Origin of the sequence: Chryseobacterium aahli (assembly GCF_022699665.1) — a bacterium.
In the GTDB taxonomy this organism is placed as follows: domain Bacteria; phylum Bacteroidota; class Bacteroidia; order Flavobacteriales; family Weeksellaceae; genus Chryseobacterium; species Chryseobacterium aahli.
Genome location: NZ_JALDNB010000003.1, coordinates 485,837 through 510,177 on the forward strand (window position 1 = coordinate 485,837; position 24,341 = coordinate 510,177).

Here is a 24,341-nt window from a genome sequence, read left to right on the forward strand (position 1 = left end):
TTTACTCAAAGTATTTTTCTTGGATTTCAATTGTCAGTTTTGAGATAGTCTCTTCAACTATATGACTACCGTCAACTTCTAAGGCTACATCTCCAATTGCATCAATCAAGTCAAAATAGAAATCTTCTTTGCCTGTTAATTTATGCCAAAAATCTTTTCCAATTATTACTGGATATAATTGAGATATTTTCTTGTAATGTGAACTTAATTCGGCTTCTTCTCCATAAATAACACCAACAATCATATCATTAATTCCAATATTTAAATTGTTTGTTCTAGCTAAATTCCGAACACCATTAAAATGATTAATAACAGTTGTAACATCATCGTGATTAATTGTGTTTGGACCAGCTTTTAATTGGCAGTATTTTCTTCTTCCATCTGTTGCGTCAATAAATTCAATATCAATTCCAGATGTTGTTGAGCCTAAACCTTGAAATAATTGTCCAATTAATTTTTGAACTTTCATTCCAAATGAAGTGTTAATTGAAGACCCTAAAATTCTCGGTAAAACCAAAGCTTTTGCTATACTTTCAGCATTATCATTTCCTGTGAGAAAATTCGCCAAATATTTAAATAAAAATGGATTTACATTATATTCAGATAATTTACTAGCCCTATTACAAGCTCCTTCGATATGACTTGTAACAATTTCGGTTCTGAAAAAGTCTTTAGCATTGTTTAAAATTTCAAGTCTTTGTTCTTCTGTCATCTTTTATTAATTGGTTGGCTAAGTTAAGTCTTTTGTCTAATATTTTCGGTTGTTGATGTTAGCACGCTGGTTGTATAGAATGATTACTAACTCAAAACAAAATAGTTTAAACAATATTATGAAATTTCATATTATTCCGCAATGAGTAATCATTTAAATTGGTTTTCGGTTAGGCAGTGCAACGCTTACCCTTGTTGAGAGAAGTTTTTTATATTTTAGCTTTTTTAATATTTGTTTTAAATGGAACATCCGATTTCTAAAGATATCATTGCGAAATGGCTTACAGCTTGGTCTTTGTCTAGAGAATTATCGTTACCTGTGAAGTATAAGTCAGGCTTTAAAGTTGATGTTGGTTTCGAAAATCAGAAAAGCCGTTTTGTTTTTACAGAACTTAACGAAGATTTTATTCAACTTTCAAAAGAAATTGATGAGCCATGGGTTTTTCTAAAGGTCTGTGCTTCACCAAAAGAAATTGAGGGCAAAATTTCAGATAAATGGAAAATTCAATCACAAGGTTACATGATGTGTTGTTTTCATAAAATGGATATTGTAAGCACCCAATTAAATGAGGCGTATAAATTAGAGTTTGAAAATTATAACTCAACTGTAGTTGTTAGAATTGTTACGAAAAATGGTGAACTAGCTTCAGAAGGCCGGGTTATTATCGTGGATGATTTAGCAGTTTACGACAGAATAAAAACTGAAAATAACCATAAAAGAAAAGGCCTTGCAACTTTTTTGATGAAAGAATTAGAAAATATTGCTTTATCAAAAGGCGTTTTTAAAAATTTTTTGGTGGCGACAGAAGAAGGCAAATCACTATATGAAACTTTAGGTTTGGAATTGTATTGTCTTTATACTTCAGCTGTATTAATAGACTAATGATTACTCCTTTTCTTCATGAAATTTTGGCCAACTGGTTCGCGTTTCTCTTCCTTTATTTTAGCTTCTTAATGGCTTTACTTTCTATCAATGATTTCATTTGAGTAATTGCAACTTTGTTGAGTTGTATAAGTCTGTCACTTTGTGATAATCCTTGTTGAATAAGCAAAGCATTGATACCTTCCATATTGCTCAAAACCACCAATTGCTCTAATGTTGCATCGTCTCGGATATTTCCTTTTTGGTCGGGATTCGTTTCTCTCCATTCTTTTGCAGTAATTCCGAATAAGGCAACATTGAGTAAATCAGCTTCGTTGGCGTAAACAAAACTTGCTTGTTGCTTTGTGATTTCTTGCGGTATCAGACTTTCTTTAATTGCATCAGTATGAATTCGATAATTGATTTTGGAAATGGTGCGTTGCAAATTCCATTCTAATTTTAGTCGGTTGTTTTCGTCATCTTTTAATCGCTGAAACTCTTTGATTATGTAAAGTTTAAATTCTATGGAAATCCACGATGCAAATTCCAAAGCAATGTCTTTATGAGCAAAAGTTCCTCCGTATCTTCCAGCTTTTGAAACAATTCCGATAGCATTTGTATGTTCTATCCAACGTTTTGGGGTCATTACAAAACTGTTGAGTCCCGCCTGCTTTTTAAACCCCTCGAATTCGAGGGGTTTAAAATCTGGGTTGTACATCGTTTCCCAAAAGCCCAATAGTTCGATAGTGTTTCGGTTTCTCATCCAATTTTGGACGATAGTATCCATATTTTCGGGGTCTTTGTGTCGAGCTATATCGGTCAGGGAAATAAAATCGTTGCTATCATCTTCATATAAAATAATATCAACTCCCTGAACATTTATCTTTTTATTTTTTGCCATAATTGAGCACTTGAATTTTACACTTTCAATAATATTTTGAAATGATACAAATACCTAAACTTCATCCAAAGGTTTGCGTTTCTCTTCCTTTATTTGCTTGAAATGGCTCGGCGTCAATCCGGTAGTCTTTTTGAATTGATTGCTGAGGTAGGCAACGCTGGAATAGTTGAGCTGAAAAGCGATTTCACTCAATGACAATTCATCATAAACCAATAACTCTTTTACTCTTTCAATCTTCTGAGCGATAAAATATTTTTCTATTGTGGTACTCTCAACCTCAGAAAATAGATTAGAAAGATAATTGTAGTCGTGGTTGAGTTTTTCACTCAAGATATCAGATAGATTGGTTTTTGCGTCATTATCCTTATGATGTACTAAATCAATAATAACATTTTTGATTTGCTCTATCATCCTGCTTTTTTTATCATCAATCATTTCAAAACCCAATACTGATAAGGCTTCTGCTAAATTCTGCTTCTCTTCGATAGTCGGCTCTTTTTCAAAAACCACTTCGCCAAGCTTTATGCTTATTGCAGACAAATCAAGCTTATCCAATTCATTTTGAACCACCATTATACAACGGTTGCAGACCATATTTTTTATAAAAAGTGTTGTCATATTTCTTTGGATAACAGATTTGTAAAAGTACAATTATTAAGTTCATAAGGACTCAGTTGGTTGCAACAAAAATCTTTCGTTTGCTACTTTTTTGTCAATGCTACCTTTAGCCCTAATAAAATAAATACGACTCCGGATGTCTTATTTAACCAACTTTCAGTCTTTTTATTTTTATTAAAAAGCACTGCAACTTTACTACCCATCAACGCCAAAAAGGCACACCAAACAAGCGTAATAAAGAACATAATTAACCCCAGCAAAAGGTAGGGGATTGGATTATTAATTTCTGTTGGCTGAATGAACTGTGGCAGAAATGCTAAAAAGAAAATGGCAATTTTGGGATTTAGAACGTCGCTCAGAAAAGCAGTTAAAAACATTTTTCTCAATCCGGTGATTTTAATATTAGTTGCTTTTATCTCTGTTTGTTCGCTTTTACTTAATAACGATTTGATACCGATGTAAATTAGGTATCCAGCTCCTAAATACTTGATGATACCGAATGCCATTGCTGATTGTGCAATGATTAGCGAAAGACCAAAAGTCACGGCACAAGTATGAAATATCAGTCCTAAACTAACCCCCAAAGCCGAATAAAGTCCAGCTTTTTTCCCTTTAGAAATACTTCTGGTCAAAACCATAATGGTGTCTATACCTGGTGTTGTTACTACAATGAGTGCAGTAACTATAAATGCTTCTAAATTTATTATTCCTGTCATTTTATAGTGTGTTTTTAAAATAATTCGATATCTGAATTTATTGCAATCAAAATATTTAAATCAAGCTGAATTTCCAAGCCAGAATCTCCAGCTAAAGTACATATTTCAACTGAGGAATTAAGCTTGAATTTTGTGATTCAGTTCGTCTGAGATAAATCTTTGTTAGCTTCAGTAATATTTTCGATATTCTACAATATTCAAGTTGACAGAATCATCTTTTTGTTTTGAGTAAGTTTTAAACTCTTTAAATCCCAGTTTTTCAGGAATTTTTCTACTTTTAATATTTTCTTTGTCAACAGGATAAATGATATAATTAATCTTGAAATTTTGTTCAATAAAATTTATCAGGCTACTTATAATTTCCGTTCCAAATCCTTGACTTTGACTATTTTCTTTGAGCCATAATCCAAGCTCTACTGATTCTGAATTTATATTGTGAATTCCGCAACATCCAATAAAAATTTCATTAGCATCAAACACAACCAATACAATGTCTGTTTTTTCCTTAAAACATTTGATAGAATTTTTCACGAAATTTTCAATTTCTATTCTATTCCCGTTTGGATTGAAGGGCATATATTTCGTTACCTCTTTCGTAAAGTTGATATTAATTTCATCAATGTATTTTTCATCAATAAGTTTTAATCTTAAACGATTTGTTTGGATAACTATGTTTGAATTGAACTCCATACTTTTATAAGACTTGCTTAGAATTATTGTAGCTAAAATGTTTTGAATAAATCTAAATTTTGACGCTCAAACGTTAGGCTAAAGTACAAAATTTAAAAAACAGCTATGTTTGGGTCTTATAGTTTCGTCCGTCTGATGCAAAGCACTCTTGTTTACGACGTAGTTATTTTTTAGCCTTTACTTCGTTTAAATATTTTCGTATATCTTTTTCTAGCTTATTAGGATATTTGTAACCTAATTTTTCCGATAACTTAGTCCCCATTTCAGAAAATAATTCAGCCATTGCGAATAAAGCGTTCCAGTTATCTTCTAATTTGCTTCCCGAAAATGTTTGCTCTGTTTTTGCCCAAATTTCTGAGTTTAGATACTTTTTGAATAATCTTCCGTGTTTATTGGTTGTTATATTCCAATTGTGTTCACTTGCAATATACCATTGGATTAAGGGAATTAAATATTCGGTGCGTATAATTGTTTCTGACATAAATTTTGCATAGAATATTTCATCTCTCGCAATGCATTTTACTACATAAGTTGTGTCCCACCAAAAGTCGTTTAAAATACTCTGAAACTCTTTTTCGGATGGTTTTTTGATAATAGAAACTTGATGCGTTGGCTTTAGCATTTCCTTTGTAATCCCATCTTTGTCAACCAGAATTTTATAGCCAATATCCCAATCTTCGGGTAATTCTTTTTGTTGAGTTTCTTTTAAAAATTTTGATTTGCTATAAAGTTTAAAATCTACTTTAACACCGTCATCATACAACACCATTTTCATTGCGTGTTTATTATCGAAACAACTTTCATCTTCTTCAATCATTGCAATAGGATTTCCAAAGCTAAGTGTCCACCTTTTGTCTGAAATGTAGCCTGTATTTTTCTCGAAAACAAATTCAATGTCTAAGTCGCTAAATTGGTCAACGGGTGCTAATGGATTTGCGAGAGAGCTTGTCAAAAGGAGAACTCTTACATCTTCATTTCTTTCCGCCCACTCAATAATGGAGTTTAGTTTTTCTTCTCTGATTTTCATTTTTTATTCAGTTGTTTTAAGTGATATATCAATTGATGAGAAACTTCATTGCAAGTTTTTACTTGTAATTTATCTATTAATTATCAGGAATAATGAGTGAACTTACGAAGGTAATCTTTTTTAATTTTGTAATGCTGTTAATCAATCAATTGAATTTATTTCGAAAATTAGTATATAAAATGATTCACCGAATGTATGTAATAACCATTTGGAAATGTGTGTTATAAAATTAAATAAAAGCCTTTGAAAAGCAGTAGCCCGCTCGATAGACATGCTGGAATATATTTTTGATTGAAAAAAACTAAAGTAAAGTCAATCTAATTTTTATATTTGCACTTTTTGGATCTTAAAAGACTGCTGGAATTCCAATAAAAATTTTTAAATAAAATAACTATATACAAAGAAGGGTAAGGAATGGATAAAATCAATTTATTAATTATTGTAAATATAGTCTCTTTATTCATTTCATTGTTTCTGGCATTTTTCCTGATTACACTTAAAACAAAGTACAAAATAAGTAATTCTCTGTTTGCTGTTTTTCTACTGTTAAATGCAATAGATATTAGTGAGCCTTTGTTTAACATGCTGGCTGATGGCCCTTCTAACCTGGGAATGTTTAGGACCACCTTCGCTTTCCTGCAAATTCCTGTTTTTTATCTCTATATAATATCAGTCTGTTACTCTGATTTTAAGTTAAAGCCAAAATATTTACTACATCTGCTCCCATTTTTAATTGTTAATTTGGTTTTACTGCCACGTTTTTATACTGTAGATGACGCATCGAAAATGAGTTTTATTCAGAATCGTCAAAATATGATAGAGTTCCAGTTCATTCATATTTTAATCCATTTTCAGATCGTTTTATACATCATTGCTGTTTTTAGAGTATTAAGAAAATCAAAGAAACTATATCTTGAAAACTATGCAGGGAAAAACATCAGTTCCTATAATTGGCTATTCCAGTTTACCATTGTATTGACCATTTTATATACGGTAGCTCTTTTAAAAAATATTTTAAAATTCTCTGATTATCCATACATTTCAGAATGGATCAAGATCGGACTTTTAGTATCTTCTCTCTTTATCTTTTGTTGGTATCTGTTCAAAGCATTAAATAATCCAGGTCTTTTTAGAAATATTGATTCAAAACTAAAGCTTGTTTCTGAGCTTGTTTCAGAAGAGAAAGGCTGTGAACAATCAACCATAGATGAAAGAGAATATAACGAAGAACTTTTGAAATTAAAAAAATACATGGTTGAGAAAAAACCTTACCTTAACTCTTCGCTCACCATTCAGGATGTTTCCAGTGATATTGAAATTCCAGTGCGGGATTTATCTCTTTTAATCAATCATCAAATAGGGCAACATTTTTACGATTTTGTGAATACTTATCGTATAGAGAATGCCATGGAAATTTTAAAAGATGCTTCAAAAAGTAAGGTAACTATTCTTGAGATTCTGTATGAAGTCGGTTTTAATTCAAAATCTTCTTTTAATACCGCTTTTAAAAAACACACGGGTAATACACCAACTAGTTATCGTAAGGATTTGAAAATAAGTAGTTTGTAATTACTCGTACTCTTTTCTGTAAGGATTCGTACTTATTTTTTTGCACAAATGTGATTGAATACTTTTATTCGGTCGCATAATTTTGTTTTCTCTCACATCTTTGTATCGAAATAATTTTTAACATAAAAAAACGATACAATGAAAACTTCATTAAAACTTTTAGCAGGACTATTATTTATAAGCAGTTTTTCTTTTGGACAAAACATTACCCAAAAGATTGATTCCATCATAAGCGATAATTATAAAAAAAATCCTGAGGTAGGAATTAGTGTTGCCTTTATCAATAGCAATGAAGAATATTATACTGCCTATGGTAATTTGAATGCAGAAAGCCAAACAAAAATTAATAAAAACTCGATATTCGAAATTGCATCAATCACTAAAATTATGACTTCAAATTTAATTGCCCAGGCGGTTTTGGATCATAAAATAAAATTAGATGATTATATAGACGGATTTCTCCCTAAAGAATATGTACTACAGCAGAATCTTAGAAACAAAATTAAAATTTCGGATCTGGCATCACATCAGTCTGGTTTACCTGATATCGATTTTGCGAAATTGATAGAACAGGATCCGCAGCAGCCTGTAAATAGCGTGACTGCAGAAACATTGGCTGCTATAATCAATAATTGCAGTGAACTGAAAGATTATGGTAAATATCGTTATTCTACGATTGGATATACTTTACTGGGGCAAATATTGGAGAAAGTGTATGGTAAGAGCTATGATGAAATTATCAGATCTAAAATAATAAAGCCGTTACATATGACTCAGACATTAACTAAGGATTTTGATGTAAAAAACAAAACAACTGCCCATAATCCTAATGGAGGAATCCAGGAATTTTTCAAATGGAACATTACCGCATCTGCTGGATTAATAAAATCTAATGCTTCCGATATGGTAACGTATTTAAAAGCAGTACTAAATAAAGAAACAACAGTAGGTAAAGCTGCCATCATCACGGAAAAAATCACGTATAAAGATGAAAAAAGAGAAATGGGATTAGGACTGAATATCGTAACTGATGACAAAAATACAATTTATATGAAATCAGGAGATTCTATGGGACAGTCTTCCATCATCTGCTACAACAGGAATAAAAAGTGGGGTATTATCATCCTTCTTGACCAGAGAAACTCAAAAATGAGACAGGATCTGTTGAATAAAATTTATGATACAGTATTGAAATAGATTAAAAACAGTTGGCTGAGCAAAAAGAACTTTTATCCTAAAAGAAGATCATACCATGAAAAATACACTTTATTTACTCATTGTTACACTCATCATGTTGAGTTGCCAAACTAGGAATAATGCAGTAACCTCAAAAAAAGATTATAGCTTTCTTACAGACAGTTTACATATTGATAAGCAGTTAGAAAAGTATAAGCTTCCTGGTTTTAGCCTTGTCGTTTTTGAAAATTATAAGATTGTATACTCAAGCCAGGTAGGTGTGAAATCTATGGATTCTAAAGACAAATTAGATGTAAACACTGCTTTTTCCACAGCGTCAATCACAAAACCAATAACAGCACTTCTTTGCCATATCCTTGAAGAAAAAGGATTAATTAACTTGGATGAGCCAATCGATAAGTACTTAAAACGCTGGCATTTGCCAAAAAGTAAGTTTACAGAAAAGAATAGTCCAACCTGGAGACAATTTTTTAATCATACTTCGGGTACAAACCAAGGAGGATTCTCAGACTATTACAATGGAGATGTCATCCCAACTATAAAACAAAGTCTTTTAGGGCAGATCCCAAGGTATGATAAGGAAATAGAATTCCTGTTTACGCCGGGAACCGGTTTTGAATATAGCGGTGGAGGTTATGTAATTATCCAAATGGCGTTAGAGGATACTTTGAATAAATCTATTACAGAACTGGCGAAAGAACATCTTTTTGTACCTCTTGGCTTGACGAATACCACCATGATACAGCCTAATGAAAAAGGGTTTCCAACAAATGTAGCTTCTGTTCACGATAAGGATGGAAAAGTTATAAAAACAGGCTTGCCCATTACGCCACAGATTGGAGCATCAGGAGTATGGTCTACCCCTACAGATCTAGCTAAGCTTTCTATTGAGATACAAAATGCTTTACGCAATAAAAATAACAAAGTGATTTCTCATCAGGTTGCCAAAAAAGTAACGGAAGTAACAGCTTTGAAAGATGCTGTTGGCGGTTGGGGCTACGGCTGGCAAAAGTCTGTTGCTTATAACAACTATAATTGGTTTATGTGTAATGGTTCCAATACTGGAGTTGGGGGAAGTATTTTGGCTACTATGGAAGACGGGAATGGTTTTGTAATTCTTGCGAATGGCGAAAAGCCTAATCGTATTCCGGTGATAAATGAAGCCCGCATAAAGCTTCTGACATTAATGGACTGGAATAAGAAAATATCCAATGAAAACACTCAGGAACTTCCTTTGAGCTTAAAAAAACAACTTGTCGGGACGTATAACGATTTTCTTTATGGGCAGGGAGCGGAAACAAAAATTGTAGAAAAGAATAACAGGCTCTATGTTGAATCTCTATTTTTAGGATATTTTAAAGGAAAAAATGCTAACGAATTACTGTATCTGAAAGATGGAACTTTTAAAATTGTAGATTATCCAAATGCACTAAAATTTGATTTCAGCAATGGAAAGATAAACTCTGTTGTCTTAACAAGAGATTCCATGAAAACAGAAGTTCAAATAACTAAAAAATAAATACAGTTTCCCATGAAAAAATTACTGACCGGTATTTTTCATTTTCATGTCCTGTTTGTGTATTCACAATAAGAGAATAACGCAATAGTGCTTTCTATCCATAAATTAAAACCATAAATTAATCGCAGCTCATCAATATTCAGATATGTAAGTGTTGCAATATTCAAAAATATTGTCTTACAGCTGATATGAGCCAAAATCAAATATTAAAATATGATAAAAAAAATTCTCTTACTATCTTTTGTTTCAATCCTAGCAACAAATCTTATTTCAGCAAAGGCGAAAATTCCATTTGGAAAGGTTGATAAAATAGAAATAATAGCAGATTTACCGAACACTGAGAAGTATGCTGTAAGTAAAGACTCAAAAGAATACCTGGATTTGGCAAGAATGCATCAGGAATATAATATTGCCTGGGTCATTCCGGTCTGGATAACGCAGGAACCCAAATTGGTCTTAGCAAAAAAAGAAAGTGACGAATATTTCGAATTAACTAATGAACAGCTAGATCAGATTATGAATGAAAATAAACTGAATAAAGAAGATCTTTTGCAGCTTGGGCTTTACACACAATATGGAGGGAAATTCATAATAGTATTGATTATCATACTTATTCTCTATGGGATTTTTTCTAAAGACAAGCCTAAAAAAGTAAATCCAACAACTATTTAAATATTAAAAAACTTAAACCAAATAAAAAATGAATCCATTATTTTTAATTCCAGTCGTAGTAATAATTGCAGGGATAGCTTTCATGATTATCATGAATAAAAAACACAAAACTGCAAAATCAGAAATTGATTTAGATTCTGAAAGAACTAAATATAACCAGTATAAACAAGAGCTTTTAGCGCAGGATTTTCCAAAAATAACAGAGTGGATGAGAGGGAAGCGAATTGATGCTTTTACTTCTGCATCTGTTCCCCAGTCAACAACCAATAAGATGCAGGAACTTGTAACTGACGGACTAAAAAATGTTGCATTATCCGCAATAGGGGTAAAGCTTAGACGGATTGAAACAGATTCTTTCTGGGTTTTAAGTGGAAACGATTTACATTTTTTCAGTACCGATACAGTTGGTGAATTAGATGAACACATTGTATTTGACAATTTTAGAATCGAAAAAGCCACACTTCAATATGGAGGTATCCTGAAATCGCAATTGGGTGTTTATGCCAAATCATCAGAAGAATATTTACCCAAAACACATGTTATCACTTTTGATATAGACGGAAGTTCATTATCTCTTGAAATTCACGATAGACTTAATTATAGGGTAGATCCTGAAGATATGCTCAACCTGAAAAAGCAATTGAAAACAAGAGCAAAATATCAGGTAGTCGGCGAAAAATTGGTAGCAATTTTACAAGACAGATTTCCTAATTTAAAAATGTCTTAATAATAGCATGGGGCTTTTATCAAAATTTTTAAATTCATTTAAAAGCATACGATTAAATGATAAAAATAGAGTAAATGGCTATTTATTGGATCATTTGCTGGTAGGTTCAATGTATGCCGAACAACAGTCGGCATACCTGAATTCTTATGAAACGGGGTTGAACAAATCTGATATTACAAATTTAGTTGAAACATATTGGGGAATATCAGATCAAGATCAGGCTATAGAAATTCTCCAGAGTTTGCATGACAGAAATCAAGATGAAAATCTTGATATTGTATATAAAGCATTTGAAAACTCAGAAAACTATGTTGATATTTTAAGATCAAATCTTCCCAATGAAGAGGACGTTTTTGAATATTACCTGAATCTGTTCAGAACATTGAAAAATGTTGTTCCTGAATTAATTGAGCAGAAAATTATCACAGATTTTACTCAGTTAAAAAAAATAAAAGATAGCGGCTGGAATTATGGAAGAAGTGTGTTTTTAGCACGGTGTTGCTACGAATTGGGTTATATTTCTGAAAAGGAGCTCATAGAATATTTAGCAAAATCTCACAATGAATTGAAAAAATATTGCAGCACCTGGAAAGAATACACAACGAGTTATATTTTTGGAAGAGCCATTTGGGGTGGAGGCAGTAATAATGGAATGGTACAGATTGCAAATGACTTATTGAATAACAGCCAAAGCCCACTCAAGAATAGAACCTACCTCTGATTAGAAACCTATGTTCAACACCTACTATGTATGAGAAACTCAAAATTATTATTTCTTTTAGGAATTAGCTTACTCTCTCTCAAAGGCTTTTCGCAAATCAAAAAGGTTGAGAAGAATGTTAATATAACAGAGAATCGGAAGAGCCTCTCTGAAAAATTATCAAATTACATGCAGGCCCAGGCAGATGTGAATGGATTTAGTGGTACCGTTCTGATTGTCAGAAAAGATTCTGTGCTGTTTCGGGAAGCTTATGGTTATGCAAATTATGAATGGAAAATAAAATCAACTGCTGATACAAAATTCAGCTTGGCTTCTGTAAGCAAACAGTTTACTGCTGCAGCAATTCTTCAATTGGCAGAGCGTAAACTTTTATCAGTTGATGATGCACTAAATAAATACTTTCCAGACTTTCTAAAAGGTGATCAAATCACACTTCACATGATGCTTTCTCACATGTCAGGGCTTCCAATGGATTTTGATGAACTCTATCTTAACCAGGTTTCTTTAACCCAAGATAATGTATTGAGTTACATTGCTCACAAAGAACTTTTATTTACGCCGGGAAAGCAGGCTGAATATAGTAATATTGGTTATTACCTGCTGGCACGTATTATAGAAAAAGTAAGTGGCAAAAGCTATTCAATATATTTAAAAGAAAATATCTTTGATCCACTGAAAATGAATGATACTGGTGTTATGACCAATGATAAAGTGATAACGAATATGGCTGACAGGTATATCAAAAAGGAGAAAAGTTATAACAAAAACCCATACATCAATTGGTCATTTAATATTGGACATGATGGGATCTATTCAACGGTTGATGATCTTTCAAAATGGGATAGAGCTTTATATGGGGTAACGATTTTAAGTGAAAAAATGCAGCAACTGATGTTTACTTCATATAATGAACAAAACTTTGGATACGGATTCCTGATCAATCCTTTCTATCGTCAAGGACATCAATTGATTGCTCATGATGGTGGCTTTTTTGGAGCTATGACTTCCCTCAACCGTTTTACAGATGATGATTTGCTTGTCATTGTTCTTTCTAATAATCAGTCTCCAGCTTATATGTTTGCATACGGATTAGCAGCAATATGCTTTGGTAAAGATGTTGAACTTCCATATTATCATCAGAAGGTTAAAAACAATATATCGCTTTACAAGCTCTTTAAAGGAAATTATGAAGATGTTAAAATTCTTGAAAATAATGGAAAGCTCTATTATAATGATTTCGATATTGAGCTATTTCCGGAATCAGATAATAAATTTTTCAGATCAGATGATGATAACAGAACCCTTGAATTTATTAGAGATTCTAATGGAAAATACTCTAGCATTAAATTGACTAAGGCTGGGGTAGTGGAAATACGAAAAAAACTATTTAGATATCCGATGCCTTAAATTTATCTTCTTTGGAGTTTGCTTCATTATTTTGACAGATCCGACAATTCATAATTTTTAATGTTTTATATGGAGTATGGTTCTTTTGTTTTAAATCCAAAATTTCTTTTATACTGGGAGGATACTTTCCATTAAAATACTCATAGACCAAAGGATTTTGAGAAAAAAAATGCTTGTTAGATTTAACCCAGGTTTCAGTTAATGTCTGTCCATTTATATGGACAAGAAAAGAAAAGTCGAAGATTTTAAAAATAAAATTGCTTTTACTTTTTGTGCTCATCTTGACAGTAACCTTATTTGTAGCTTGAAGATTATTTGGTAGACAAATTAGCAGCTTTCATCTTGACTATTTTTATCTGTCTATTGCCATTTATAAGCAATGGCGATATCTTGCAACTAGCTACCTTTGAAGTTTTAAGAGATATGGTGTTTTCCATGAAAAAAATATATAGTTTGCAAATGATATGACAAATACTAATTTAAATCATTCGTGATGAAGAAATTTTTGACGTTCAAATAATATTTCGTCTGTTTCCCTATGGTTAGGATCGTCAACACAACAGTCGACGGGGCAAACTTCCTTGCATTGTGGTTCATCATGAAAACCTTTACATTCTGTACATTTTCCCGGAACAATATAGTAGACTTCGTCAGAATAACCTTCATTGAATTCTTCAGAATCTATCTGCTGGCCATCAGGAGAGGTCAATTTACCTGAAAGTTTGGTCTTATCTTTCCACCGCCATTCCATTGCGCCCTCATATATTGCGTTATTTGGGCATTCCGGCTCGCAGGCACCGCAATTGATGCATGCATCTGTTATCATTATTGCCATTGTGAATTAAATTATAGGTGTAAAAGAGGGATTCTCATTTTAAATTAAAATCCCTCTTGAAATAAAACAAAATCTTTGTTTTTAATTGGATGCTATTTCAATGGATAAACCATTTAGTTCTTTTGTGATCTGAATTTGACAAGCTAATCTACTGGTGCTATTTGATGTAAACAACTCTGACAGAAGAGCTTCTTCAATATCTCCCTTTTCAGGAAGTTCAATGTCGTTTAAAATAAAACAGTGACAAGTTGCACACATTGCCATTCCTCCACAGACAGCTTCCATTGATAATTCATAAACTTTACAGATATCTTTTAAATTGAGTCCCATATCAGTGGGGCAGTTCAGTGTATGGACGATACCATTCTGATCTCTTACTGTTATGTTGATATCCAGTTCATTATTTGCAGTATTCGTCATAAATTTACAATTTTTTTATGAGTAGCGATATTAATGAGCTGATCAAATTTATTCTTGTAGAATTCTGAAAATTTTGTTTTATCATCATTGTCGAACAGAGAAGAGCGAAGTATTGGAACACTGAACGGCAATGGCCAGGCTCTTAAAGATTTCGCAATGGCGTCCATCGCCGTAATTCCCTGCATGGCATGCAGGCCTTCTGCCCAGCATACGAATCCTATGGTTTTATCTGTGAGATAGGGCGGGTTACTTTTTGCGGTAACTTCCAGCCAATCCAGACAGTTTTTCATCACGCCTGGGATACTTCCGTGGTAAAGAGGTGCGAACCAAAAATGAAGGTCGGCTTCTCTAAACAATTGATACATCCTTTCTACAGCTAGCGGCGTTTTTCTAAGAGATGTGTCAAATAGAGGAATTCCGGAATCGACAAGATTGAAAACTTCAGTTTTAATTTTTAAATTGAGCAATTGATCAGCGAAATAATTGGTAATCAAACCTGAAATAGATTCGGTTCTTCTTTCTAACGCTCCATTAAATATAATAGCTTTCATTTTTTCTAATTTTTAAATATGACTTTCGGCATTCCAATTTCTCCGTACATCAAGGTTTTAACCAAAGGTTTGAGAAATAGCGTTGCGGAAAGATACAATGCAGGTGTAATTTCGGTTCTGGCTCTGACCACTACTTTTTTGTCCTTATAAAATGTTAGATCAGCAGATTTAAGATTGTCCAGTCAAATGTTTTCCAATACTTTTTCAGGATTGTCAAAATAAATATTTTTAGCGTGTGTAAATATTTTTTCTGCAATCAGCATAAAGATCCACGGAGGTAGGATTGCGTCCGCAGAACAGATTATAGCCACAATTTTATCTTTGAATTTGGTAAAATCAATCGACGAAACGGACTCGCGAAATTCTTTTTCTTTTACAATAAGTCCCATAAAAAGATGATCTTTAATATCAAGTACTTTAATTTCCTCAATAGGTTTGAGATCTAAAAGATCAATGGCAACAATACCGGATGCATCAACTTTGTTAAAAAAAATATTTTCCATAATATTTGATTTAATTATTTGATCTTTAAAAGGGTTTCATCATATTTTTTTTCAACTGACTCCCAATCTAAAACATACCATAGGGAGTCAATATAATCTGCTCTCTTATTTTGATACGCCAGGTAATAGGCGTGTTCCCAAACATCAAAACCGAGAATCGGAAATCCTCTATCCGTTATCTGCGTATCCATCATTGGGTTGTCCTGATTAGGTGTCGCAGTGACAGCAAGTAAACCATTGAATTTTACATACAGCCAAACCCATCCTGATCCAAATTGGCTTAGGCCGACTTTTTTTATCTCTGCTTTTAAATTGTCCAAGTTTCCAAATTTTACTTTAATAGCTTCATCGAGTTGGCCTTCAGGCGCCAATTTTGCAGTTGGTGAAAGAATTTCCCAAAATAAAGAATGGTTGAAATGTCCTCCGGCATTATTTCTTACGGACGGACCATACCAACTGATTTTTTGAAGGATTAATTCAAGATCCGAATTGTTTTTTTCCTCTTTTTCTAAAGCAATGTTGAGGTTGTCGACATAGGCCTGATGATGCTTTTGGTGATGGATGCTCATCGTTTCTTGATCAAGATAGGGTTCTAGGGCATCATAGGAGTAAGGAAGCTGTGGTAATTTAAATGTTGACATAATTCTTTTGTTATTTTTATAGGGCAAAGATAGTGTAAAAGTAAATTAAACAACTATTAGGTTGTTTAATTGGTGTATTGAAAATATTTGCATTTATTTGAAATGTAGCTTGTTAAAGTTTAAAATGACAAATTATTGAAAATAACTATATTTGTAACGGGAAATAAAACAACCAAAATATTGACAAATGGAAAAAACTGCAGGAGAACAAATTTTGATGTTTTTAAAAATGAAAACTGAAGCTACTTCTTTAGAGGTTGCCCAAAAACTTAATATCACAAAAGAAGGGGCGAGAAAACATTTGATCAGTCTGGCTAATAAAGGATTAATCGAGCCTGTTCTAAAAAATGTTGGAGTGGGGAGACCGAGTACCTACTATGTTCTTACTCCCAATGGGCTGTCAAAATTTCCCGATACCCATGCAGATGTCACCGTCCAGTTATTGAGGTCTGTTAAAAATCTATTAGGTGAAAACGCCTTGGATCTGCTCATCAATGACCGGGAGAAAGTGGCTTACGACCGATACCAGAATGCAATGGAAAATAAGTTTACGTTAGAGCAGCGTTTGGAAACGTTGGTGAAATTGAGAAGTGACGAGGGTTATATGGCAGAATGGAATACAATTGATGAAGTCTACTATTTAACCGAAAATCATTGTCCTATATGCGCGGCTGCACGGGAATGTCAGGGATTTTGTCGCAGTGAGCTGAAAAATTTTCAGAGTATCATAGGAGAGGAATATAAGGTAGAAAGAGTAGAGCACATCCTGTCAGATGGTAATCGTTGCAAGTATAAGATAACTGAAATTTAATCTACTTTTTATAAAAAAGCTCAAATTAAATTCTTAGACATTATCCCAAAAGTGATTCAGCCTAATTTTAGTAATAAAATCTTTAGATCTTTTGAGTTCTAATGTTGGTTCATCGTAGCGAATATTTATGGGAATGTAAGACTTAATGAATATATTTTACACCTTTAATAATATATGAGAAATTCATTAAATCCATCCCACTTTTTTTCTCCATAAGAGATAGTCTGGATTTTCATTCTCGATCCTTTCAATATCTTCAATCGGAAGAATGCGGTCGATTTCTTCAAGGGATAAAATTGGTAAATTGTTTTTGATCCTTAACTCGTTGATTTGATCCTTGTTGATGACAGGGTAGATGGTGCCATCTGAATTGAGCTGTGTTGCAAATTTCTGTGGTTTTCCCTGAAAAAATTGTATCCTGTCGAAGAGATAGGCACGATCCTTTAAATCATTGTCATTGCTGTTTTCAAGCATCAACTGGTAAGCCTCTTTCATAAATTCGGGTTCTGCAATGGCGTGTTGGATGATCAGCCAGGCAGCTTTATTTGCCTCCTTCCCAACTTTTGAGATGGTAGGGAAACCGATCAGCCGAATGATCTCTCTCAGCTTTTGTGCATTACGCCGATGAACACTTTCCATCTCGGGATGATATCCCCCTGAAAGTTTGTTCTCTTTTAATAATCTATCCCTTACTGACAAATCATATTCAGATAATTCTAATAATTGCCTGGAAAAGTTATTTTTCATTAAATGGAAATTTTAGTTAGAATAAATTCACTTTGTTTAAATCAAATATAAGAATTTACAATTTACCTTGTTGTGCTAATGCCCGTCTGATAAATTGCCTATACCGATAAAAAAAGGTATTTTAATATCTCATCTGAGTTTATTTATCTTTAGAATTTTCCAGACTTAGTTTCGCGATATCTTTAACAAGTTGGGTAGGGGAATTACAATCGCAATTACTGAATCCAACTACATAAATGTCTTTTTCAGGAATATAAACTGCCATAGATTTGAATCCGAAAATGCTTCCGCCGTGTTCACGAGTCGGAGTTCCATTGATGTTCTTTAGGTGCCATCCGTATCCGTATTCTATTTCCTGACCATTATTAAGCTTGTATTTGGTAAAAGCCTTTGTCTCTTCTTTTGAAGTTAATAATAGATTATGATTTAAGGCATTCTGCCATTTCAGCATATCATCCAAAGTCGACATGAGTGAACCGGAGGAAAAAGGAACACTGAAATTGATCATTGTTTTATTCACGTAGCCTGAACTTTTTTTGTGGTAACCAAATGCCCTGTTTTTTATAATTTTCCTGTCGCTGGCGTAAAAAGAATTTGTCATTTCTGCTTTGTCAAATATATTCTTCTTAATAAAATCTTCGTATGATCCTCCAGATGCCAATTCAATGATATAACCTAAAACCACATACCCTGAATTATTATAGTCGAATTTTTCTCTTGGAGCAAAATCCACCGGTTCATTCTTAAAGAAATCGACCATTTGTTCCGGCGTCATTTCCTTTTGAGCAATGTCTTGCAATGCTTTCATTTTCGTAAAATCCTTGATACCGGAAGTGTGGGTCAAAAGATCATGAATAGTGATCTTATCTCCATTGGGATAAGAGGGAATGTATTTCGAAACAGCATCACTTACCTTTAATTTTCCATGTTCTTCTAACATCAAAATGGCTATTGCCGTGAACTGTTTGGTCATAGAACCAATCTGGAATACACTGTTTGTATTCAGTTGGGAGTCCAATTCAAGGTTTGCCATTCCGAAGGCTTTTTTATAAATAGGTTTCCCTTTTTTCGCAATAAGGAAAACACCGCCCGGTCCATTGATTTCTTTGAATTCTGCTTGGATCAGACTGTCGATTTTTCGATTCAGATCTTGAGCATTCGATACAATCGAAAACAATACGATAAAGCATAATAAAAATAATCTTTGCATAGTGGTGTAATTTTACACAAAGATATATTTATTTTTTAATACTATGTAATACAAAGTAGTAAATTAATTTTTTATTTTTCATCCCGTAAACAAGGAGGGAAAGTTATGTTTTATGATTATTATGATAGTCTTGCTAATATTGATTTTATTTTCTACTATACTTGAAACTAAGTCTCTAGCAATATAAAAAAAAACTATTCATTAAAATTGTTTCATGCCTTTTAGGTATTTGTCATATTCTACAGCATAGTAAGATCTGCAAGTTTATTCAGGTCATCCACAAAAGTGTTCGAAAACTGCATTTCTCGGGTCACTTTTAAGCCAAACAACGCTAATCAGTTTTTAATTTTACAATCTCCCTTTTCTCAAAATTAATTTTGAAATGGTCTGCGGGATCTCCCGAAAATAGTTTATTTAAAATTTTGAAGAATGTTTTCAGCTGATTTAGAAATTCATCTTCTGTATTCACTTTTTCGAAATTTTCGTGCAAAATTTTGAATTGTGAAAGGCGTTTTTCAGGAATGTCTTTTTTTGCTAATTCGTCTGCAGACTGTAATTGATAAAGATTTAGTAAAGCATCTTCAAAATTCCATGTTTTAAATTTTTCTGCATTTATTTTATTTGAATTTGCAGTGTCAATACTTAAATAAAGTAAATCTTCTCCTGAAAGTTTGGAAGCTTCCTCAATAAAATCTTTAGGCCACTCTGAAGGAACAAATCTCAATCGCACCAGTTCTTTTAAATGAAATAATGTGAAATCGTGATAATTCTTTGTTTTTAAAATGTCAATGTTCCAGATATCTTTTGTATTCTGATTTTTTAAAGCATCAAACTCTTTCAGATACAAAGGAAATAGCTCATCAAAACGTGGAACATCAGTAATAGAAACCGTTTCTACTTCAAAATCAGCGGGAGAATTCACCGTTAAAATTTTATATCCCGGAAGATAAGCTGCCAACGAAGGAACCTGAATGTTGACCAGCATTTTTCCGTTTTCAAACTTTTTGATTCCGGTATCGTTGATGTGCATGTGACCTGCGAAATGAAGTTTCAGTCCTGCATCAGCAAAAACCTGAGCAACCTGATCATTTGGTACTCTGTCAAGCTGCCATTTATTTTTACCTAATAAATTTTTAATATCTTCAGAAGCACCGTCATTGTAATCAAGCATAGGGTAATGTGTAAATGCAATGAGAATTTTGTGGTTTTTTTCTGCTTCTTTCGAAATATTTTTCACCCAATCAATCAAATGTTTTTTATTGGTAAGTACATTGTTGTATCCAACGGAAGCACCATGAAAATTATCGGGATTTGTTGGATTTCCATTACTATTTTTTGGCAAATAGGTATTTCCGTCAATTGCTAAAAGCCAAATTCCTTTTATAGGTTCTACCACATAACTCAAATCAGGAACAGAAAATCCTTGACTAACTTCATACATTCTGTTGGAATATTCTGAACTTTTTAAAGCCTTTTTAAAACTATAATCTTTGTAAGGATTATGATTAAATGGAGTTTCCCAAAACAGATCTTTTTCAGAAGGGGAGAACCCAAATTCTTTGAGCTCGTTCATAATTTCAAGATAGCCAGACATCGCAATATCTTTGGTTATGAAGGTTTCCTGACCATTATTTTGAACTAAATTTTTATTACTGAAAATGTTAACAGGGCTTCCATTTTCGCCTAAAAAATCAGATTTACCACCATCCTTCAAAAACGGACTTACCGGATCGTGATTTCCTGTAGTAATAAAAAACTTTATCCCATACTTTTTCTCATACTCATTTAAAATCCGTTTTAATCCTCTTAAATTGTAGGCTTGTCCATCATCAGTATAATCACCGGGAAGTGCGACGATTTTAATTCCCCGTTTTGCTACATCATCCAAAGCTGCCAGAAAAGCAAAATAATTTTCATTAAAAATTCTTGTCGAATGGAGCTGAGAATCCATTGTTCTCAATAAGGTTTTCTTTTTGGTTTTTAGATTTTCTACTCCTCTGAATGTATTATCTGAAAAGTCTCCGTAAAGATCCTGAAAATGAACATCTGCCAAAAAGGCTATTTGAATTGCCTTATGTTGTGCAAATACGTTTAGGGAAAGCAGTAAAGCAACTAAAACATGAATAGAAAAATGTTTTTTCAAAACTGTATATTTTAGAAAAATAATTAGAATACTAATTTACTTTCAAAACTTTTAATATTTTATGGAAAATCTCATTATTCTCGTATACTCCCGTAAAAATTTCTGAGCCGGAACCGTAGGAAAACACAGGAATTAATGTAGCCGAGTGATCATCTGTCGTAAAATCACCTTCAATAGTGCTCGTTTTCAGATCACCATGAGGAATACTAAAACCACCTGTCTCGTGATCTGCAGTAATGATCACCAAAGTCCCTGGGTTTTGATCTGCAAACTGTACTGCTTTTGTAATTGCCCTGTCAAAATCAATACCTTCAGTAACGATGGTTCCTACATTATTGCTGTGACCGCCGCTGTCAATTTGCGCCGCCTCAATCATGATGAAGAATGGTTTTTTCTTGCTTTTTAAAAATTGAAGCCCACTTTCTACAGTTTCGGCCAAAAGATTGCCTCGGCCTTTCAAAACTTGCGGAACGCCGTTATCGGAAAGAAAGTATGCCAAACGATCTGCTTTACTTTCTGCAATATCTTTTGTGTTTTGCGCTAATTTAAAATCATTCAGACCAGAAACTTTAGATTTACCACCTGCTGCAAAAAAGTTAAGTTTTGATTTTGGTAAATCTTGAGCAATTTCCTTTTCCATACCGCGGTCTTCTTGATGAGCATAAAATGCAGAAGGTGTAGCTCCTACAATTTCGTCAGTCGTAATAATTCCTGTGCTAAAACCTTTTTCTGAAAGAATTTCGGTAAGGTTTGCGGTTTTTTGTCCCTCAGAATCTACTCCGATAAATCTGTTTTTTGTTTTCTTTCCGGTTGCAAAAGCGGTTGCTCCTGCTGCAGAATCTGTAGTGAAATTGTCAGTGGAAGAAGTTTTAATTAATCCAATATTTTTAAGCTGTGTTAAAGTAAGTTCACCTTTATTTGCTAAAACGGATGAAGAAATTTGTGAAAGACCATTTCCGTCACCGATTAATAAAATAACATTTTTCACAGGAATATTTTTTTTCAGATAGGAAAATTTAGGTTGATAAACTTCTGAAAACAGATTATTCCTAAAAGTTCTTTTCTCCAAAGAATTTACATATTGCACACATTCTTTCGGATGATCTGTATTAATAAAATCAACACCGTTGTGTGTGAAAAATTCCCATGAAGTTTTCCCGTCGGGAATCGCCCAGAACCTGAATGGTTTCCCAAAAGATTTCGCTTTTTTGATGACTTCTGTTATTTTCGGCAAATCTTCTTCTGTTAAGCCTCCTTTACCGTTCCATTTAGAATACTGCGGGAAGCTTAAACTTACCAAGGCAACTTTCTTCCATTGATCAGCTGTTAAATTATCCAATTTTTGATAATCAAAGACAATGAATTCAGGATAAGAAGCATAGTCTTCCGGTTTTGGCTGATTTCCTGAAATAACAAAGCTTACTTTTTTTTGAGCAGTCAATGCAGGATATTTCTCAATCGATTTTACAATCTGTTGCAAGGTTGTTTTTGCATCTGTCTTTATGTCAATCAAAATCTGTAGAGATTCCTGCGTAATCATGTTCATTCCTAAAGCTTTATCAATAGGATTCAAATATAAACTTTCAAAAGTCCGTTCTTTGGTTATGTTTTTTTTGTCGTGGGCTACAAAAAGCTCGTTGTTTTCAAGAAAAACATCCACTTCAATTGAATTTGTACCCGAACCTAACGCATACCAAAATGGGATTTTCTGTTCGTAATCATTGTGAGAATGTACTTTTGTGGTTTGACCAAAAACAGTCGCTACAAAAAGAAGAGTGATAAAGGCTGTATTTTTTTTTAAATGTAAGCACATAAGATTGTAATAAAATTCAAATTATTTAATAGAAATTCCGTTTTTTTTCAACGCTTCAACAAGCTTGTGATAGATTGTGTTGTTTGGGTAAACGCCAGAGAAAAGCTCTTGATTTTTTCCCATCGCAAAAACAGGAACCAAAGCCGCTGTATGTTGATTGTCGATGAAATTCACCTGCACTTTATTTCCGATTTCTTTTTCCTTCCCTGTCACCGGATCTTTTTCCGAATATTTTCCGATGCTTGCACCGCCTGTTTCATGATCTGCTGTAACAATTAATAATGTATTTGGATTTTTTTTGATGAATTCCATCACCATACCGATGGTTTTGTCGAAGTCTAAAACTTCTTTCACCATCATTTCACCATCTTTTGCATGACCGCCCCAATCGATAAACGAACCTTCCACCATAAGAAAGAATGGTTTATTATTCTTTGATAAATAATCTAAAGCCATCTGAGTAGCTTGAGGAAGGAAATCGCCTCTTCCCTGAACTTTATTTGGAAGCTCGTCCTGCGCTAACAGGTAAAAGTTGTTTTTGTTTTGAATAGGTTTTGAAAGTTTCAGAGTGTCTATATTATAATTGAGTTTTTTAAATTCATTCAAAAGATTTTTTCCGTCTTTTCTTTTGTTGAAAAATTTTAAACCGCCGCCTGCTAAGAAATTTACGTTTGCTTTTACCAAATCTAGCGCAATATCCTCGTGAAGATCTCTGTCTTTTACGTGAGCATAATAAGAAGCGGGTGTTGCGTGAGTAATGCTCGTTAAACTAACCAATCCTGTTTGGTAATTTTTTTTCTGAAGCTGTTCTAATATAGTGGGTAATGCAATTGAATCTTTATCGACACCAATAGCACGTTTGTAAGTTTTTTCTCCTGTAGATAAAGCGGTTGCTCCGGCTGCAGAATCGGTAACCCAATCACTGATTGAGGAAGTTTCTGAAAGACCAACAATTTTAAACTTCTGAAAGTGGGGTTCTGAATTTCCAAAATAGAATGCTGAAGTGACTTGAGAAACACCCATCCCGTCACCAATCATAAAAATAATATTAAGCGGTTTTTGGGTTTGAGCTTTAATTAATGCTGTAAAAAGAAGCAAAGAATATAAAATTACTTTATTGAATTTGGTAATTGTGCAAATAAATTTCATAATGTTTGATTTGTTGATAATTTGAATTGAGATGAAATTAGGTGCAAAATTACTTACAAATCATGTTTCAAAAACTGTTGCTATAAATCATAGACCCAATATTAACTGATAGTTTATTGATTTGGAGTTTCTTAAAAAAAAGTTGGTTGTAAAAGTTTATAGAAATTTAATTTTCAACAAT

The 24,341-nt window shown here is 33.2% G+C and carries 24 protein-coding genes and 1 pseudogene; 9 read left to right on the forward strand and 16 right to left on the reverse strand.

Going from position 1 to position 24,341, the window contains the following annotated elements; translation table 11 throughout:
• Nucleotide 1 precedes the first annotated feature (1 nt).
• Nucleotides 2-712, reverse strand: coding sequence for a PmeII family type II restriction endonuclease (locus tag MQX03_RS08385; protein WP_242802524.1), 711 nt, complete (start codon nt 710-712; stop codon nt 2-4).
• Between the two features lie 240 nt (nt 713-952).
• Between MQX03_RS08385 and MQX03_RS08390 the strand changes: the two genes are divergently transcribed.
• A complete protein-coding gene (locus MQX03_RS08390; RefSeq protein ID WP_242802525.1) occupies nt 953-1,594 on the forward strand; it encodes a GNAT family N-acetyltransferase in 642 nt (213 codons plus the stop codon).
• 55 nt (nt 1,595-1,649) lie between these two features.
• On the opposite strand, the gene MQX03_RS08395 is transcribed toward MQX03_RS08390, so the two are convergent.
• From MQX03_RS08395 to MQX03_RS08415, 5 genes are all read right to left on the reverse strand, one after another.
• On the reverse strand, nt 1,650-2,474 hold the full coding sequence (locus MQX03_RS08395; protein ID WP_242802526.1) for a KilA-N domain-containing protein: 825 nt from the start codon (nt 2,472-2,474) through the stop codon (nt 1,650-1,652).
• A 54-nt stretch (nt 2,475-2,528) separates the two neighbouring features.
• Nucleotides 2,529-3,092 carry a helix-turn-helix domain-containing protein gene (locus MQX03_RS08400; RefSeq protein WP_242802527.1) on the reverse strand — a complete coding sequence of 188 codons (564 nt, stop codon included), beginning with the start codon at nt 3,090-3,092 and terminating at the stop codon, nt 2,529-2,531.
• A gap of 83 nt (nt 3,093-3,175) precedes the next feature.
• Entirely contained in the window at nt 3,176-3,808 is a 633-nt protein-coding gene (locus MQX03_RS08405; protein ID WP_242802528.1) for a LysE family translocator, read from the reverse strand.
• A gap of 168 nt (nt 3,809-3,976) precedes the next feature.
• The gene (locus MQX03_RS08410) at nt 3,977-4,498 is read right to left on the reverse strand and encodes a GNAT family N-acetyltransferase (protein ID WP_242802529.1); all 522 of its coding nucleotides are present in this window, start codon (nt 4,496-4,498) and stop codon (nt 3,977-3,979) included.
• Between the two features lie 163 nt (nt 4,499-4,661).
• Nucleotides 4,662-5,525, reverse strand: a complete 864-nt coding sequence (locus MQX03_RS08415; RefSeq protein WP_242802530.1) for an AadS family aminoglycoside 6-adenylyltransferase — start codon at nt 5,523-5,525, stop codon at nt 4,662-4,664.
• 414 nt (nt 5,526-5,939) lie between these two features.
• On the opposite strand from MQX03_RS08415, the gene MQX03_RS08420 reads away from it, so the two are divergent.
• From MQX03_RS08420 to MQX03_RS08450, 7 genes are all read left to right on the forward strand, one after another.
• Nucleotides 5,940-7,094, forward strand: coding sequence for a helix-turn-helix domain-containing protein (locus MQX03_RS08420; protein WP_242802531.1), 1,155 nt, complete (start codon nt 5,940-5,942; stop codon nt 7,092-7,094).
• Nucleotides 7,095-7,232: 138 nt separating this feature from the next.
• A complete protein-coding gene (locus MQX03_RS08425; protein WP_242802532.1) occupies nt 7,233-8,291 on the forward strand; it encodes a serine hydrolase domain-containing protein in 1,059 nt (352 codons plus the stop codon).
• Nucleotides 8,292-8,346: 55 nt separating this feature from the next.
• Entirely contained in the window at nt 8,347-9,810 is a 1,464-nt protein-coding gene (locus tag MQX03_RS08430) for a serine hydrolase domain-containing protein (protein ID WP_242802533.1), read from the forward strand.
• 213 nt (nt 9,811-10,023) lie between these two features.
• A complete protein-coding gene (locus tag MQX03_RS08435; RefSeq protein ID WP_242802534.1) occupies nt 10,024-10,482 on the forward strand; it encodes a hypothetical protein in 459 nt (152 codons plus the stop codon).
• A 28-nt stretch (nt 10,483-10,510) separates the two neighbouring features.
• Entirely contained in the window at nt 10,511-11,209 is a 699-nt protein-coding gene (locus MQX03_RS08440) for a hypothetical protein (protein WP_242802535.1), read from the forward strand.
• A 7-nt stretch (nt 11,210-11,216) separates the two neighbouring features.
• Entirely contained in the window at nt 11,217-11,930 is a 714-nt protein-coding gene (locus MQX03_RS08445) for a DUF1266 domain-containing protein (RefSeq protein ID WP_242802536.1), read from the forward strand.
• Between the two features lie 30 nt (nt 11,931-11,960).
• Nucleotides 11,961-13,337, forward strand: coding sequence for a serine hydrolase domain-containing protein (locus tag MQX03_RS08450; protein WP_242802537.1), 1,377 nt, complete (start codon nt 11,961-11,963; stop codon nt 13,335-13,337).
• Between the two features lie 484 nt (nt 13,338-13,821).
• On the opposite strand, the gene MQX03_RS08455 is transcribed toward MQX03_RS08450, so the two are convergent.
• From MQX03_RS08455 to MQX03_RS08475, 5 genes and pseudogenes are all read right to left on the reverse strand, one after another.
• A complete protein-coding gene (locus tag MQX03_RS08455; RefSeq protein WP_242802538.1) occupies nt 13,822-14,172 on the reverse strand; it encodes a 4Fe-4S dicluster domain-containing protein in 351 nt (116 codons plus the stop codon).
• An 81-nt stretch (nt 14,173-14,253) separates the two neighbouring features.
• Entirely contained in the window at nt 14,254-14,592 is a 339-nt protein-coding gene (locus MQX03_RS08460; RefSeq protein ID WP_242802539.1) for a 2Fe-2S iron-sulfur cluster-binding family protein, read from the reverse strand.
• Nucleotides 14,589-15,143, reverse strand: coding sequence for an NADPH-dependent FMN reductase (locus MQX03_RS08465; RefSeq protein ID WP_242802540.1), 555 nt, complete (start codon nt 15,141-15,143; stop codon nt 14,589-14,591). Before MQX03_RS08465 ends, MQX03_RS08460 begins: the two co-directional genes overlap by 4 nt.
• 5 nt (nt 15,144-15,148) lie before the next feature.
• A pseudogene (locus MQX03_RS08470) lies at nt 15,149-15,646 on the reverse strand (DUF2480 family protein).
• A 14-nt stretch (nt 15,647-15,660) separates the two neighbouring features.
• Nucleotides 15,661-16,287 (reverse strand): superoxide dismutase, encoded by a 627-nt coding sequence (locus tag MQX03_RS08475; protein ID WP_242802541.1) that lies wholly within the window; start codon nt 16,285-16,287, stop codon nt 15,661-15,663.
• A 187-nt stretch (nt 16,288-16,474) separates the two neighbouring features.
• On the opposite strand from MQX03_RS08475, the gene MQX03_RS08480 reads away from it, so the two are divergent.
• Nucleotides 16,475-17,098, forward strand: a complete 624-nt coding sequence (locus MQX03_RS08480; RefSeq protein WP_242802542.1) for a helix-turn-helix transcriptional regulator — start codon at nt 16,475-16,477, stop codon at nt 17,096-17,098.
• 186 nt (nt 17,099-17,284) lie between these two features.
• Here the strand turns inward: MQX03_RS08480 and MQX03_RS08485 are convergent, their stop codons facing one another.
• The 5 genes from MQX03_RS08485 to MQX03_RS08505 form a co-directional block, all read right to left on the reverse strand.
• Nucleotides 17,285-17,845, reverse strand: coding sequence for a DUF6624 domain-containing protein (locus MQX03_RS08485; protein ID WP_242802543.1), 561 nt, complete (start codon nt 17,843-17,845; stop codon nt 17,285-17,287).
• Between the two features lie 139 nt (nt 17,846-17,984).
• A complete protein-coding gene (locus MQX03_RS08490) occupies nt 17,985-19,055 on the reverse strand; it encodes a serine hydrolase domain-containing protein (protein ID WP_242802544.1) in 1,071 nt (356 codons plus the stop codon).
• Nucleotides 19,056-19,386: 331 nt separating this feature from the next.
• On the reverse strand, nt 19,387-21,198 hold the full coding sequence (locus MQX03_RS08495; RefSeq protein ID WP_242802545.1) for a metallophosphoesterase family protein: 1,812 nt from the start codon (nt 21,196-21,198) through the stop codon (nt 19,387-19,389).
• A 31-nt stretch (nt 21,199-21,229) separates the two neighbouring features.
• Nucleotides 21,230-23,011 (reverse strand): alkaline phosphatase, encoded by a 1,782-nt coding sequence (locus tag MQX03_RS08500; protein WP_242802546.1) that lies wholly within the window; start codon nt 23,009-23,011, stop codon nt 21,230-21,232.
• A 21-nt stretch (nt 23,012-23,032) separates the two neighbouring features.
• The gene (locus tag MQX03_RS08505) at nt 23,033-24,160 is read right to left on the reverse strand and encodes an alkaline phosphatase (protein ID WP_242802547.1); all 1,128 of its coding nucleotides are present in this window, start codon (nt 24,158-24,160) and stop codon (nt 23,033-23,035) included.
• Nucleotides 24,161-24,341: the final 181 nt, after the last annotated feature.

Bases quoted from the DNA above. Each gene is read 5' to 3' on its own strand.
- MQX03_RS08385 (WP_242802524.1), bottom strand. From the start codon at position 712: ATGACAGAAGAACAAAGACTTGAAATTTTAAACAATGCTAAAGACTTT.
- MQX03_RS08390 (WP_242802525.1), top strand. From the start codon at position 953: ATGGAACATCCGATTTCTAAAGATATCATTGCGAAATGGCTTACAGCT.
- MQX03_RS08395 (WP_242802526.1), bottom strand. From the start codon at position 2,474: ATGGCAAAAAATAAAAAGATAAATGTTCAGGGAGTTGATATTATTTTA.
- MQX03_RS08400 (WP_242802527.1), bottom strand. From the start codon at position 3,092: ATGACAACACTTTTTATAAAAAATATGGTCTGCAACCGTTGTATAATG.
- MQX03_RS08405 (WP_242802528.1), bottom strand. From the start codon at position 3,808: ATGACAGGAATAATAAATTTAGAAGCATTTATAGTTACTGCACTCATT.
- MQX03_RS08410 (WP_242802529.1), bottom strand. From the start codon at position 4,498: ATGGAGTTCAATTCAAACATAGTTATCCAAACAAATCGTTTAAGATTA.
- MQX03_RS08415 (WP_242802530.1), bottom strand. From the start codon at position 5,525: ATGAAAATCAGAGAAGAAAAACTAAACTCCATTATTGAGTGGGCGGAA.
- MQX03_RS08420 (WP_242802531.1), top strand. From the start codon at position 5,940: ATGGATAAAATCAATTTATTAATTATTGTAAATATAGTCTCTTTATTC.
- MQX03_RS08425 (WP_242802532.1), top strand. From the start codon at position 7,233: ATGAAAACTTCATTAAAACTTTTAGCAGGACTATTATTTATAAGCAGT.
- MQX03_RS08430 (WP_242802533.1), top strand. From the start codon at position 8,347: ATGAAAAATACACTTTATTTACTCATTGTTACACTCATCATGTTGAGT.
- MQX03_RS08435 (WP_242802534.1), top strand. From the start codon at position 10,024: ATGATAAAAAAAATTCTCTTACTATCTTTTGTTTCAATCCTAGCAACA.
- MQX03_RS08440 (WP_242802535.1), top strand. From the start codon at position 10,511: ATGAATCCATTATTTTTAATTCCAGTCGTAGTAATAATTGCAGGGATA.
- MQX03_RS08445 (WP_242802536.1), top strand. From the start codon at position 11,217: ATGGGGCTTTTATCAAAATTTTTAAATTCATTTAAAAGCATACGATTA.
- MQX03_RS08450 (WP_242802537.1), top strand. From the start codon at position 11,961: ATGAGAAACTCAAAATTATTATTTCTTTTAGGAATTAGCTTACTCTCT.
- MQX03_RS08455 (WP_242802538.1), bottom strand. From the start codon at position 14,172: ATGGCAATAATGATAACAGATGCATGCATCAATTGCGGTGCCTGCGAG.
- MQX03_RS08460 (WP_242802539.1), bottom strand. From the start codon at position 14,592: ATGACGAATACTGCAAATAATGAACTGGATATCAACATAACAGTAAGA.
- MQX03_RS08465 (WP_242802540.1), bottom strand. From the start codon at position 15,143: ATGAAAGCTATTATATTTAATGGAGCGTTAGAAAGAAGAACCGAATCT.
- MQX03_RS08475 (WP_242802541.1), bottom strand. From the start codon at position 16,287: ATGTCAACATTTAAATTACCACAGCTTCCTTACTCCTATGATGCCCTA.
- MQX03_RS08480 (WP_242802542.1), top strand. From the start codon at position 16,475: ATGGAAAAAACTGCAGGAGAACAAATTTTGATGTTTTTAAAAATGAAA.
- MQX03_RS08485 (WP_242802543.1), bottom strand. From the start codon at position 17,845: ATGAAAAATAACTTTTCCAGGCAATTATTAGAATTATCTGAATATGAT.
- MQX03_RS08490 (WP_242802544.1), bottom strand. From the start codon at position 19,055: ATGCAAAGATTATTTTTATTATGCTTTATCGTATTGTTTTCGATTGTA.
- MQX03_RS08500 (WP_242802546.1), bottom strand. From the start codon at position 23,011: ATGTGCTTACATTTAAAAAAAAATACAGCCTTTATCACTCTTCTTTTT.
- MQX03_RS08505 (WP_242802547.1), bottom strand. From the start codon at position 24,160: ATGAAATTTATTTGCACAATTACCAAATTCAATAAAGTAATTTTATAT.